The 13,149-nt window shown below is 45.8% G+C and carries 11 protein-coding genes; 4 read left to right on the top strand and 7 right to left on the bottom strand.

Annotated features, from left to right (window positions below; genetic code table 11):
* Nucleotides 1–20 precede the first annotated feature (20 nt).
* The 5 genes from E2R66_RS18060 to E2R66_RS18040 all read right to left on the bottom strand — a co-directional run bounded on the left by E2R66_RS18060 (nucleotide 21) and on the right by E2R66_RS18040 (nucleotide 5,953).
* Nucleotides 21–542: a hypothetical protein gene (locus E2R66_RS18060; RefSeq protein ID WP_133233137.1), complete on the bottom strand. Its 522-nt coding sequence runs from the start codon at nucleotides 540–542 to the stop codon at nucleotides 21–23.
* Nucleotides 543–1,177: 635 nt separating this feature from the next.
* Entirely contained in the window at nucleotides 1,178–2,614 is a 1,437-nt protein-coding gene (locus tag E2R66_RS18055) for a Glu/Leu/Phe/Val family dehydrogenase (protein ID WP_133233135.1), read from the bottom strand.
* Between the two features lie 151 nt (nucleotides 2,615–2,765).
* A complete protein-coding gene (locus E2R66_RS18050) occupies nucleotides 2,766–2,975 on the bottom strand; it encodes a CcmD family protein (protein WP_133233133.1) in 210 nt (69 codons plus the stop codon).
* A 1-nt stretch (nucleotide 2,976) separates the two neighbouring features.
* Nucleotides 2,977–3,651, bottom strand: a complete 675-nt coding sequence (gene ccsA / locus E2R66_RS18045; RefSeq protein ID WP_394347195.1) for a cytochrome c biogenesis protein CcsA — start codon at nucleotides 3,649–3,651, stop codon at nucleotides 2,977–2,979.
* Nucleotides 3,652–3,802: 151 nt separating this feature from the next.
* Complete coding sequence (locus E2R66_RS18040; RefSeq protein WP_133233131.1) at nucleotides 3,803–5,953, bottom strand: FUSC family protein; 2,151 nt, start codon at nucleotides 5,951–5,953, stop codon at nucleotides 3,803–3,805.
* Nucleotides 5,954–6,155: 202 nt separating this feature from the next.
* Between E2R66_RS18040 and E2R66_RS18035 the strand changes: the two genes are divergently transcribed.
* Nucleotides 6,156–8,729 (top strand): phosphoenolpyruvate carboxylase, encoded by a 2,574-nt coding sequence (locus E2R66_RS18035; protein ID WP_133233129.1) that lies wholly within the window; start codon nucleotides 6,156–6,158, stop codon nucleotides 8,727–8,729.
* A 221-nt stretch (nucleotides 8,730–8,950) separates the two neighbouring features.
* Nucleotides 8,951–9,481 (top strand): DUF4142 domain-containing protein, encoded by a 531-nt coding sequence (locus E2R66_RS18030; protein WP_133233127.1) that lies wholly within the window; start codon nucleotides 8,951–8,953, stop codon nucleotides 9,479–9,481.
* Nucleotides 9,482–9,488: 7 nt separating this feature from the next.
* Here the strand turns inward: E2R66_RS18030 and E2R66_RS18025 are convergent, their stop codons facing one another.
* On the bottom strand, nucleotides 9,489–9,944 hold the full coding sequence (locus E2R66_RS18025) for a DUF4268 domain-containing protein (protein WP_133233125.1): 456 nt from the start codon (nucleotides 9,942–9,944) through the stop codon (nucleotides 9,489–9,491).
* A gap of 94 nt (nucleotides 9,945–10,038) precedes the next feature.
* Between E2R66_RS18025 and E2R66_RS18020 the strand changes: the two genes are divergently transcribed.
* Nucleotides 10,039–11,532, top strand: a complete 1,494-nt coding sequence (locus tag E2R66_RS18020) for an alpha-L-fucosidase (protein ID WP_133233123.1) — start codon at nucleotides 10,039–10,041, stop codon at nucleotides 11,530–11,532.
* Between the two features lies 1 nt (nucleotide 11,533).
* Nucleotides 11,534–12,439 (top strand): SMP-30/gluconolactonase/LRE family protein, encoded by a 906-nt coding sequence (locus tag E2R66_RS18015; RefSeq protein WP_133233121.1) that lies wholly within the window; start codon nucleotides 11,534–11,536, stop codon nucleotides 12,437–12,439.
* A 35-nt stretch (nucleotides 12,440–12,474) separates the two neighbouring features.
* Here E2R66_RS18015 and E2R66_RS18010 read toward each other — a convergent pair whose 3' ends face one another.
* The gene (locus E2R66_RS18010) at nucleotides 12,475–12,885 is read right to left on the bottom strand and encodes an XAC2610-related protein (RefSeq protein WP_394347196.1); all 411 of its coding nucleotides are present in this window, start codon (nucleotides 12,883–12,885) and stop codon (nucleotides 12,475–12,477) included.
* Nucleotides 12,886–13,149: the final 264 nt, after the last annotated feature.

Below are 13,149 nucleotides of genomic sequence, written 5' to 3'. Positions count from 1 at the left end.
AAAAGTCAAATAGTTAGAACCTATTCCCGAATCAATTTACGATCTCTTACAATTTCGAAACCAAAAAGCCCGCTACTTAAGGTTAATACCGCATAGTGCGAATTCGCCAATATGCGATCACTATCACACGGTACCTCCAGATTAACCCGACGATAACTAATTTCCGCATGTGGCCCGCTTTTTTTGTAACTGTAGAATTTGTGCTCGATTGGCCGCTTGATTGTGTAAGCCGTCCTGTCTGCAAAAACACAATTGGCATAAAGAAATAAGCCGGCGGCTAAAAACCAATAGTACATAGTGTAATAATACTTTTTGTCGCAAAATAAAAGTATGGGCAAGCAAAAAATAACAGCCGATAACCAAAGCCATTTACTATCAATAATAATGTTCTTGGTTTCTAACAACAAGTACCAGGCAAACACAATGGACAAAACTCCAGCAATAGCGTTTAAAGTACCGACCCATTTGGATGATTTCTGCTTAAGACTGAGCGCCTGCCGCTTTTGCATCCGCTTTTCCTCGCGTTGTTTTTCTGTAAGCATATCTTAATTTACGGCTAGTTTACTGTCTCTTATAACTAAATATCCAAGCCGGCCTTCGCTTACTCTTAAAATTACATAGTTAGACTTTGATATTTCTCGCTTATCACTAAAGTTAAAACCCAGTTCATGACCTTCATACGATACTGATACCGAGCCCCCACTTTTAATTAAATGAGGGTACTTTTTTGTTATTTTGAGTTTAATTTCTTTTGCTATACGCTTATCCGCGAGTACATTATTAATCATCAGTGGCACACCGAAAATTAACGAGCCGCTCCCGAAAAAAGCAAACAAATAATATTCGCGTTTTTTTGCAAACAAAACACCAACGAGCCCCCTAACGAAGCATATAAAAGTGGTAATTTCATATCGAACAAAACATCTTCCGCAACCAAAAGACTATAGCAGAAACATAGACCGCAAAAACACCATAATACCACTAATACTGCCCTGGCAAATGTTACTTTAGGTTTACTGAGATTGCTATCAATTATTTTTTGCAACTCCCCGGCTGTTTTATTCCGCAAACGTCTCATCGCTCTAAATATACTGTTTAATCAAATTGGTATAAAAGCAAAAAGAGCGTCATCGCGGACGCTCTTTCTAATATATCGAAATTGAAAACTAGTTTCAGATCACGGCCACACGCCAAGGTTCATGTACGATACCGCTATTTTGTTGATAGCACCCACCATGGCTGCATTGCGCAGGGTGCCTACTTTAGGGTTGTTTTTGTATATCTCGCGTATTTCGTGGTAAGAGCGTATCATAGTATCTTCAAGGCCTGAATTTACCAGTTCAAGCTCGGATGCGCCTTTAACGATTGTTGAGCGCTGCATAGGCGTTAATGCCGTACCAGTGATGCCCTCTACCATGTTTACCAGGTTAAGGTTAGCGGTTTCTTCAAACCTGCGGTTCATACGGCCAAAGGCCACGTGGCTAAGGTTCTTCAACCACTCGAAGTACGATACCGTAACACCGCCCGCGTTGGCATACATATCGGGGATAATGATACCACCGTTTGCATAGAACGCTGCCTCTGCCTCCGGCGAAGTTGGGCCGTTAGCACCTTCGGCAATAATCTTTGCTTTGATGTTGGCTACATTCTGCGTAGTTATTTGGTTTTCTAAAGCGGCTGGTACCAATATATCGCATGGCTGCTCCATACCGTCCATGGTGTTCTTGAACTCTTGTTTGGCACCTGCGTACCCTAAGATTGAGCCGGTTGCTTTGCGGTGCTGGAAAACGGCTTCCACATCCAAACCATCTTCGTTGTATATAGCACCTTCAAACTCGCAAAGGCCTACGATCAGCGCGCCAAATTCTGACAGGAACTTAGCCGAATAGTAACCCACGTTACCCAAGCCCTGTACGATGATTTTCTTGCCGCTAAGACCGGTAGTCAACCCAATCTTCTGCATATCCTCAGCCACGCCAACGCACTCACGGATGGCAATAGCCACACCACGACCGGTTGCTTCGCGCCTGCCGGCAATACCGTGCAGGGCAATAGGTTTACCCGTTACAGCGCCCATCGCGTCCAATTGGCCGGGGTTCATGGTGGCATAAGTATCGGCAATCCAGCTCATTTCTCGTTCGCCGCTACCGTAATCAGGCGCAGGTACGTCAATGCTTGGGCCAATAAAGTTCTTTTTGATCAGCTCTACGGTGTAGCGACGGGTAATGTTTTCCAGCTCGCTTACGGTGTAACTTTTAGGATTTATTTTAATGCCGCCTTTAGCACCGCCGAAAGGTACGTTTACGATGGCGCATTTGTAGGTCATGAGGGCGGCCAGGGCCATCACCTCGTCCTCGTTTACCATTTCGCTATAGCGGATACCGCCTTTGGTTGGGCTTTGGTGGTGCGAGTGTTCTACGCGCCAGGCATCTATTACCTCGAAACCGTTGCCCCGGCGTATAGGGAAACGAAAACGGTAAACGCTATTGCACGATTTTATCTGATCGAGCAAACCGGCATCGTGCTGGGTAAACTGTGCTGCATAATCAAAATTCTTGCATACGTCACCAAAAAAGTGAGTATCCTGATTCGCAGTCGGATTGTTAATATTCATAATTTAGGATTGGTAAATAATTAATCTCTCAAAAAACTCCGCAAAGTTGATTCTTTTTTTACGAATAATGCAAATTTTTGAGTAAAGCTATTCTGTTTAAATTGTAAAGAAATTCAACATTAGCAATTAAACAGCCAAAGGGAGTTTTGGTTTAATTATCCTTCTCTAATTTTTTTAGGCGGCGGTCCATACTAAACAAAAAGATAGCCAGGCCGGTGAAAATAATGCAGATGGTTAGGATCACCACATAAATTTTACCCGAGCTGCGCAAGGCATCAGCCATTTCAACATCCTGGCCGGGTTGCGCCATGGCAACAGAAATGCTACAAAGCATCAGCAACAATAAAGTAAGTTTCTTCATATTAGTCAATGGCATTCTTTTTATATTCAATTAAGCGCATACGGTAGCGCAGGGTAGCTATCCACAGGGCAATAAAGCTCCAACCCAGCATGGCGGGGTAAAAGGCCAGCTTCATGCCGTTATCCAAATCGTACTTGCCAAATGCCGGGTTGCCGCCGCTGCCGGGGTGTAAGGAGGCCGTCATGCGCGGCAGCACAAATATCAACACAATCATCACCGGGAAAGCGAAGATGTTGTAAATGGCCGATATTTTGGCGCGTTTCTGTTCTTCGTCCATCGAGTTACGCAGCACCAGATATGCGCAGTACAGTAAAAAGGCAATGGCAGCGCTGTTTTGCTTGGCATCGCCGCTCCAGAATTCGCCCCAGGTGTATTTGGCCCAAAGCATGCCTGTACACAGGCCCATCACATAAAAAACAAGGCCGGTGTTTACGCATTCAACGGCAGCAATATCATATTCTTCTTTACCGCTGCGCAGGTATTTGATACTGTAATATACCGATACAACGAACACTGTAAGCATCCCCATCCACATAGGTACGTGGAAATACAGGTTGCGGATAGTCTCATGAATAATGGGCAAACGGGGCACTTTGAACAGCAACCCGGTAACAAACGTAGATAATACCAGTAGTACTGCTATCACCTTCCACCAAGTTTGATAAATGAATTTCATATTATGCGGCAAAGGTAATTATTTGTTTGATGATGGATAGTGACCGAACTCATAATTACTATTGTTACAGTACAGTGGCATATCGGTTATGATGTTGCATGAGTTAACTTGAAGGTATTAAGAAAATGGCAGCAAAAAGCAGGCTGTTGTGTTACCGCAATATACTCTCGGTAACCTTAGCTATATCTAAGGTTATTTTACTGATGAAACCCAGTTGCTCTTTCATCAGTACATCTTCTACCGAAAGCGGGGCAGGAGGGGCTTCAGCAGTTTTGGTAGCTTCTACAGGTTTGGGCACGGGTGGTGGTATGGTTTCGCCGCTGATTTTTTTATTGGTTTCTTTCAGTACGGCAATACTTCGTTTTACCAGCTTTAGCGTATCGGCGTGCGGTTGCTGCGGACCGGTTTTGATAAGCGCCGAAGCAATATTTGCCGTGTAGGATGCCAGGATATGGTTAAGCACCACAAATTTGTGAATATCCTTGATATTGCGCTGCTTGCTTTTTGGCTCGGAGGTCATGCGCTCGAAAATGGCGGATAAGTTGGCCGAGTTTACGAAGACATCTTTACGGGCCAGCTTATAATCGGTAACCAATACCGGTTTGCCTGATAGACTGTCGAGTACTTTTTTGAGGTAGTTGATGTTGGCCGTGATTACGTTCTTCAAATCGGTTTGTATCGTCTCGAATTCCCAGGTGGGGAAGATAACATAGCTGGCAATAAAGGCGATAGCACCGCCTATAAACGTATCTATGATACGCTCTGCCGCCACGTTGGATAGCCCCAGGAATTTGAAGAGGATAAGCACGTAGGGCGTCATGAAAATAACGCTCACCACGTAATTCAGCCGCAAAAAGCTGTAGGTGCCAATCATCAGCACCACCAGGATGATGAACTGTACGGTATTATTGGGTATAAAGTTGAGTATCACTATGCCAATGGCCCCGCCAGCGATGGTACCAATGAGCCTTTGGTAATTGCGCTGTTTGGATAGGCTGAAGCCCGGCTTAAGAATTACGATAATGGTAAGCAGCACCCAATAACTATGCCCACCCAACGATACGTTTTTGGCCGTAATATAGCCCACTAAACACACCAGCGATACCCTCAATGCATGCTTGAAGGTAGCAGAATTGAGGCTGATGTTGTCCCAGAAAATATGTGCGGCAAAATCCTGGTGGGTTACAAATTTGGAGTATTCCACCTCGCGGGTATCGTTCAGCAACATATCCGATGCCTTAGAGTGGTAGTACTTGTATATATTGCTGATGCTCTTGCTAACATCGCGCAGGTTGATGAGTATCTTTTTCAGCACCAGGTTGCTGGTTTCCTTATCATCGGCGCCTACCTCGTCTATCTTCTGTTTCAGCAGTTCCAGCTTATGGTTAAGGTGATTCAGTTTTTCGGGGCGTGTATTGGCCAATACGGCATAGCCAATGTTATCCAGGTCGTCGGCCACGCTGTTAAGGAAATCGGCAATCTCGGCCAATACGCCTGTGTGCCCGAATTTCTCACGGATCTGGCGGTAATCGTAGTGCGTGGCCATGATCTGCTCGAACATATCCACCAGATCAATAAATGTAAGCACTAAAATCCTGCTCGCACCGGTAGATTCTTTCACCATCAGCCGGCTTTTAAACAACATCTCGCGCACGGCATCCTGGTGGTTGCTTACCGATATCTGCTGCAATACCAGCCGGCGGTAGTTGTCATCGATATCTGTTTCTACCCGGTAAAAATCGGCCTTAAGGCGCAGGAAACGCGCCACATCGGCCACGTTCTCACCAAGGGTTTGTTGCGCAGCACGGTACGGTCGTATTCCGAAGAACACCAAACTGAAAAGCATATACCAAACCCCGCCTGCCAAAATAGTGGCGCAGAACATCGGTAGTTCCTTTGGCGGCACTTCCTTATCCATTATAAATATCATTACTAGCAGGGCAGAGGTACCTACCGATGCGGCCCGGTTGCCGTAAACCACCAGCATGCTGAAGAGGAACGAAAAGGCAGTAATTTCCAGGCCGAGGCTGTATGGGTTGAGGCGGGCATAGCCGGTTATCAGCGATATAACCAGCAGTAATCCGTTGCCTATCCCCATGGCATTGCGCTTATGCTGCACGGGGCCGGGACTGTCTATGGCGCAGATACATAGCGCGCCCAGGCTCATGGTGAGTCCCAGGTCGAAATTGCCGAGCTGCATGGCCACCAGCGAGGGCAGCAATATACCTGTAGAAATACGCAAGCCGTCAGAAAAATACTGGCTGTAAAAAAAGCTCTTTATTTCTCGTTGGTGGTTTTTCATCAAGGTATTCAGCGGGATATTTTTTGTGGTTGCAAATTTAAGCAAATATTATCGCCCTCCATTGCAATAACCATAATTGCATAAAAAGGGTTTATTTTTTATTAATTATTCAGATTTTAGCGTAATTTAGTTTTAGATACTTAAATTCACGCCAAAATATCCGCAATGGGTATAGTCGTAAACTTGCCAAACCTGTTTTAGTATGCCATCAACGCAAAGGCTTAGCCAAAGAGAAACAACATTTAATCATGAGGTTGTAAAACGTTTCGAGTTGTATAACAGCTTGTTTCAGACGTTGCCCTTTTACCAGGTTAAGGATACCGGTATCTTGCTGCCTTTCTTTAGTTCGCACTGCGATAAGGGGGCCATGGAAGAGCTTTCGCCCACCGAAGTCATCGAATCTTTCTTCAAAAAATACGTACCGGATATCGACCACCGCGAACAGCTGAACCGTTTGTTCAGGTTTATACAATATATAGAGCGGCAGGTGGTTTTGTTCGATGCCATCGAAGATTCTTCTTTCGGCAAAGTTGGCCGCTCTGATGATACAGGCACGCTGCAAAGCATGGTTTACCAGGCATCGCTCAGTGATGAGGCCCGCGATAGTTTTAGCAAGCAGTTAAAGGATTTCTCGTTACGTTTGGTGCTAACCGCGCATCCTACCCAATTTTATCCGGGCACGGTGCTGGGTATCATGACTGACCTGATAGAGGCCCTTAAAACCAACGATATACCAAGCATTGATGCATTATTGCAGCAATTAGGCAAGACGCCATTCTTCAACAAAACATCGCCAACACCGGTAGATGAGGCAGTGAGCCTGGTTTGGTTTTTAGAGAACGTATTTTATAATGCCCTCTCGGCCATCCAATCAAAGATGCGCGAAGAGTTTGATATGGACAGCGCACACCAGGTACTTGAGCTGGGTTTTTGGCCGGGCGGTGATCGCGACGGTAACCCTAACGTAACTACCGAAACCACCCGCCAGGTGGCTATATTGCTTCGTAAACACATTTTCCGCTCGTATTACCGCGATTTCAGGTTGTTAAAACGACGCATTACCTTCCGTGGTTTTGGTGATAACCTGGCGAAACTGGAAAAACTACTGTACGATAACGCTTTCAGTACGCCTGAAAACCCTAAGGATTTGCAAGCCGAGATGCTCGAAATCCTCAATTCGATGCGCGAAACGTTAGTTACCAGTCACGATAACCTTTTCGTGGATATCGTAGAAGACCTGATACAGAAGGTACAATTATTCGGCTCTTATTTCGCTACGCTGGATATACGCCAGGATAGCCGCGTGCTGCGTAGCGTGTTCGACTACGGTACCAAAAAAATATATACAGGTGTGCCCAAGGGTTACGCCGAAATGGACGAAGCCGCGAAACTGAAAACGCTGCCTTTCACCGAAGCCGATTTTGTTTGCCCGACCGATGCCGATGATATGACGCGCGACACGCTGGACACCATCCGCCTGATGCGCCAGATACAGGAAAGCAACGGCGTAAAAGGTTGTCAGCGCTTCATCATCAGCAATTGCCAGCAGGCATCTGATATTTTGCAACTGATAGACCTGTTCTTGTGGAGCGGCTGGAAGAAAGAGCAACTCACCGTTGATTTTGCGCCGCTGTTTGAAACCGTGAACGATTTAATACACGCAGGCGATGTAATGGAAACGTTGTACACGCATCCGTTCTATAAAAAGCACCTGCAAAGCCGCGGCAACAAGCAAAGTATTATGCTTGGTTTTAGCGATAGTACCAAAGATGGTGGTTACCTGATGGCCAACTGGAGTATTTATAAAGCCAAGGTAGAGCTTACCGCTATAGCCCGTAAACACAATATCGACCTGGCATTTTTTGATGGCAGGGGAGGCCCACCGGCACGTGGCGGTGGCAAAACGCACCGCTTCTATGCATCCATGGGTACCGAAATCGCAAACGACCACATCGAACTGACCATACAAGGCCAAACCGTAAGTTCGCAATACGGATCTGTAGAAACGGCGAGGTTCAATACCGAGCAGCTGATCAACGCCGGGGTAACATCGGCTTTGCAGCCAAACCCTAACGATACGCTGGAGAAAAGCGATAAGGCCCTGATAGCCCAAATGGCCGAAGCCAGCCACGGGCGTTTCCTGGCCTTGCGCGAGCAGCCTTTGTTTGTAGAATACCTGGAAAAATTCAGTCCGCTGAAATTATTGTCGCAGATAAACATCAGTAGTCGCCCAACCAAGCGCAATGCATCGGCAAAGCTAAAGCTGGAAGATTTGCGTGCTATCAGCTTTGTAACCTCGTGGAGCCAGCTAAAACAAAGTATCCCTGGTTTTTACGGCGTGGGAACTGCCCTTAAAACCATGAAAGATGCGGGTAGCTGGGAAGATGTAAAATCCCTTTATCATAAATCGGGCTTCTTTAAAACGATGCTGGACAACTGCATGATGTCGATGTCGAAATCCGACTTCCGCGTAACCGCTTACCTGGAGAAAGACAAAAAGTTCGGCAAATTCTGGAAAGGCCTAAAGGATGAATTCGAGCTTACGAAGAGCCTTTTATTAGAGCTTACCGGCATGAGCGTACTGATGGAAGAGTCGCCGGTAGAACGCCGCTCAATCGCCATCCGCGAGAAAATCGTACTGCCTTTAGTTATCGTACAACACTACGCCCTGCAATTATTAAGCAATACGCAGGATGAAGAACTCATCGGCATTTACAACAAGCTGGTGATACGTACCGTGTATGGTATTGTAAACGCCGGCAGGAATTTGGCGTAAATATTTCCCGCGCAGGCTTTGATTTCTTTACAAACCAAAGCCTGCGCTTTTTTCTCTCGACCGACTGGGCATTTATTCTCCATAAAATATTCTCCATAAAATCCGTTCGCGCTTTTCTTAAAACGTAAAATAATCAGCCTGCTGTAAAATAAAACCCCGCTTTATTAAACAGTAATAGCTTAAGTTTGTTAAACCAATTATAAACTTAAGATTCCCGTTCCATGAAGCAACTGGCTGGCATAGCTTTTATAGCAATCGTACTTTTCTCCTTTTCCGCCTGCAACGAAAATCGCAGGGCCAAAAATTATAATGACACAATTTTAGATGCCGATGCGCAAAGCTTTGTTGATAAAGGCGTTGAGAGTTTAAGCACAGGTATTCAGCTTTCGCAACAGGCTATAAAAACATCGCATAACCAATCTGTAATAGATTTTGCCAAAGATGCCTTAAGCACACAACAGGCAACACTAAAAGATTTGAAAAAGCTAGCCAAAAGTGTATCATTCAAAACGGTGGATACTTTATCAAAAGCGCACACCTTATTTATAGCCGAACTATCTAAAAAATCGGGAGCGGGGTTTGATAAGCAATATACGCAGGCCATGGTAGAGGACAATGAACGCATTATTGCGCTGATTAAAGCGGTAATGGGTAATCCCAATAAAAACGTTACTGCATTCGCCGATATGGTATTGCCGAAGCTAAGTGAGCTACATAAGCGCGCAAATGATATTTGTACCGATTTGTTGTAATGCCCCTTTAAACCTCAAACGCGGGTTTTGCCATGCTCCAAAATTCGTCCAGTGCGATGATGCGCGGTTTAAAGAAGGAGATAAGCATTGGCCAATCTTCTTTTTGGAAGATGCTTACGGGCCGCAGTTCGGCACAAATGCGGCTGATGGTTTTGCCATAATCGTCGGTAGTGTGCAATTGCCAATCCCATTCTTCGCCTAAAGTGTCGTGCAGCATACTTTTATACGATTCAAACTGCTCGAAGAAGAGCTGTTGCAATTCAATATCCGGATGGCTCAATTCTATGGCGATGGTGGCGTGCTTGCTATCGGCCTGCATCTTAAAAAAGATATGCTTAACGCCGGTTTTGTAATTAATCCAGTTGATGCGCAGGCTGTCTGCAGAAAGTACCGGCCCCATATATTGGCCGAAGGCGGTCCAGAATGCTTGTTTTAATTGAGATGCCTGGTCTTTTGAATACATGTAAACTGAATAATCGGCAAAGATAGCTTAATATTTACCCGCTAAAAAATCGTCCGGTTTATTTACTTTAGCAAAACCAATCACCCTCATCTGCATGAAGTATCTTTTATTATTCCTCCTGCTACCCGTAATTGCTTTCGGCCAATCCGCCCCAAAACCATACGGCCCCTTGCCAACTAAAGGGCAGCTGCAATGGCAGGAAACCGGCATGTACTGCATCATCCACTTTGGCCCGACAACCTATAAAGACAAAGAATGGGGCTATGGCGACGAAGGCGCCGGGATAGTAAATCCAACGCAGTTTAGCGCCATGCAAATCGTTGGCGCGGCAAAGGCAGGCGGCTTTAAAGGCATCGTGGTAGTAGCCAAACATCACGATGGTTTTTGCCTGTGGCCCACTAAAACTACTGATTATAACATCTCCAACAGTCCCTATAAAAACGGTAAGGGCGATATCCTGGCCGAATATCGGGCCGCCTGCGATAAGCTGGGCATGAAGATGGGCGTGTACTGCTCGCCCTGGGACCGCAACAACGCGTTGTACGGCAAGCCCGAATACGTAACCAACGTTTACCGCGAGCAGCTTAAAGAGTTATACACCCGTTACGGCCCGCTGTTTATGAGTTGGCACGATGGTGCCAATGGCGGCGATGGCTATTATGGCGGCGCAAAAGAAGTACGCACTATAGACCGCTCTACCTATTACGGTTGGGACGAAACCTGGGGCATCACCCGCCTGCTGCAGCCCAATGCTGCCATATTTGGCGATGTTGGCCCGGATGTGCGCTGGGTAGGCAACGAGCGGGGCCAGGCCGGCGTTACCAGCTGGGCTACTTATACACCCCATGCACCCGAAGAAGGCAAACGCCCCGGAAATGGCTACGTAAAAGATTATGAAGGCACCGAGGGCCACCGCGACGGAAAATACTGGATGCCTGCCGAATGCGACGTATCGCTGCGGCCGGGATGGTTTTACCATAAGGATCAGGATGACAAGGTAAAATCGCCGGACACCCTATTGAGTTTGTATTACCAAAGCGTTGGCCGTGGCGCATCGCTGGACCTTGGCCTTTCGCCGGACACACGCGGTTTACTCAATGATAACGATGTAAGATCTTTAAAAGAGTTCGGAGATATTCTGAAATATACCTTCAAAAAAAATATTGCCAAAGGCGCTACCATTACGGCAAGCAATGTAAGGGCTAATAATAAAAAGCTTTTCGGTACAGCTAATTTAACGGATGCCGACCGGTACAGCTATTGGGCTACCGACGATAACGTTACGAATCCGCAGCTTGTAATAGATATGCATACGCCTAAGTTCTTCAATGTTATCCGCCTGCGCGAAAACATAAAACTGGGACAGCGGATTGAAGAAGTAGTGGTAGATGCCTGGCTGCGTGGTAAATGGGAGCAAATAGCAACAGCTACTAGCATTGGTGGTAACAGGCTTATCCGGCTGCCGAAAATGATAAAGTCAAGTAAAGTAAGGCTGCGGGTTACTAAATCGCCGGTTTGCGTTGCCTTGAGCGATTTTGGCTTATTTTCACAAGTAGTTTTCCCAGCACCAGTTATTAGCGAACCTTAATATGAAAAACTTCAGGAATTTAATTATGATGATCTGCGGAATTTGGGCGCTTTTGCCTACAGAATCCCGTGCGCAACAACCGAACATTTTATTCAATGCTTCGGAAAAACCAAAGCTAATTTCCAAAGTTTTTGGCTTTACCGAGGGCCCCGCCGTGGATAAAAAAGGCAATATCTTTTTTACCGACCAGCCGAACAACAAAATATGGGAGTACACAACCGATGGGCAGCTATTCGTGTATATGGATAGTACGGGCAGGGGCAATGGCATGTACTTCGACCCGAAGGGCAACCTGATTGTTTGTGCCGATGAGCATAATCAGTTGTGGCTTGTAAAGCATGGCAAAAAGAAAAAGGTACTGCTGGATAACTATCAAGGCAAACTGCTTAATGGCCCGAACGACCTTTGGGTGCACCCCAACGGCAACATCTACTTTACCGACCCATACTACCAGCGCCCCTGGTGGAGCCGCACCAAACCCGACCTCGATGGCCAAAAGGTGTACTACCTGCCCAAAGGCAAAACCGAGGCGGTGATGATAGAAGACAGCCTGAAACAACCCAACGGCATCGTAGGCTCGCCCGATGGGAAGTTTTTATACGTAGCCGATATAGGCGGCGGTAAAATTTACAAGTACAACATCAACGCCGACGGCACCCTGAGCGGCAGAAAACTATTCATCAATAAAGGTGCCGACGGCATTACGTTGGATAACCTGGGCAACCTTTACCTGGCCGGCAACGGCGTAACGGTTTTCAATCCCGAAGGCCAACAGATAGCCCACATCGATGTCCCCGAATCGTGGACGGCCAACATCTGTTTCGGCGGTAAAAACCGCGATGTGCTGTTTATAACTGCATCGAAAGCTATTTATACGATGCAAATGAAGGTGAAGGGAGTGGAGTAGGGCTTGGTTGATGGGGGATGGTGAGTTTTTTGATTTTATTTCCCCCACTTTTTTAATATTGCTTTTACTGCCCGGTCATATTTAACGTTATCATCCATCCGCCCATCCACCCGATGCCAAAGGGTTAAGAGTTTGTTATGGCTATCTACCCTATAAAATTCCCATCCAACACTCTCGCCATATAAGCCGCCGCTTGTAATGATGTTGTTTGCGGTGTCCAGCTCGGGATTAGGCAAGTCCTCGAAACCTTTCACGTAAGTTATCTTATGACGAATGGTGTCCCTCAAGTAAAGATGATAGGTAGGATTTGCCCTGCCGCCAGTGTTGTAGAATACCATAATATCCGGCACACTATCATTGTTCATGTCGTTAAACTCGATAAAATTACCTCTACTGTATAACGAATCACGGAAAATTAGGTTGCTTTTTTTACCATAGGTATGCACGAAGCTTAAAACTGCATTTTTTTCATCCTCGTTGTAGGAATCATTTTTTAAGACCTTATACAATAACTTGTAATGCGAATCAAGGGTCAAAATACGTTGATAACTTTAATAGATAATTGCCTGATTATGAGGTTTTTATTTGTCTATTAATTTGGTTAAAGCCCTGAAAATCAGTATCTTAAAGAAGATTTCCAGATCAAACTTTAAGAATGATTCCCAAGGCTAAAGCACTCGATTTAATCGCTATATACCTGTATATATGCA

The sequence above is a fragment of the Mucilaginibacter psychrotolerans genome, from assembly GCF_004519315.1.
Classification (GTDB): domain Bacteria; phylum Bacteroidota; class Bacteroidia; order Sphingobacteriales; family Sphingobacteriaceae; genus Mucilaginibacter; species Mucilaginibacter psychrotolerans.
The sequence above is the reverse complement of the archived record's forward strand: the minus strand, read 5'-3'. Positions and strand labels throughout refer to the sequence as shown.

What these genes read in the sequence shown, in the direction of transcription:
- E2R66_RS18060 (WP_133233137.1), bottom strand. Translation starts at nt 542, where the DNA reads ATGCTTACAGAAAAACAACGCGAGGAAAAGCGGATGCAAAAGCGGCAG.
- E2R66_RS18055 (WP_133233135.1), bottom strand. Translation starts at nt 2,614, where the DNA reads ATGAATATTAACAATCCGACTGCGAATCAGGATACTCACTTTTTTGGT.
- E2R66_RS18050 (WP_133233133.1), bottom strand. Translation starts at nt 2,975, where the DNA reads ATGAAGAAACTTACTTTATTGTTGCTGATGCTTTGTAGCATTTCTGTT.
- ccsA (WP_394347195.1), bottom strand. Translation starts at nt 3,651, where the DNA reads ATGAAATTCATTTATCAAACTTGGTGGAAGGTGATAGCAGTACTACTG.
- E2R66_RS18040 (WP_133233131.1), bottom strand. Translation starts at nt 5,953, where the DNA reads ATGAAAAACCACCAACGAGAAATAAAGAGCTTTTTTTACAGCCAGTAT.
- E2R66_RS18035 (WP_133233129.1), top strand. Translation starts at nt 6,156, where the DNA reads ATGCCATCAACGCAAAGGCTTAGCCAAAGAGAAACAACATTTAATCAT.
- E2R66_RS18030 (WP_133233127.1), top strand. Translation starts at nt 8,951, where the DNA reads ATGAAGCAACTGGCTGGCATAGCTTTTATAGCAATCGTACTTTTCTCC.
- E2R66_RS18025 (WP_133233125.1), bottom strand. Translation starts at nt 9,944, where the DNA reads ATGTATTCAAAAGACCAGGCATCTCAATTAAAACAAGCATTCTGGACC.
- E2R66_RS18020 (WP_133233123.1), top strand. Translation starts at nt 10,039, where the DNA reads ATGAAGTATCTTTTATTATTCCTCCTGCTACCCGTAATTGCTTTCGGC.
- E2R66_RS18015 (WP_133233121.1), top strand. Translation starts at nt 11,534, where the DNA reads ATGAAAAACTTCAGGAATTTAATTATGATGATCTGCGGAATTTGGGCG.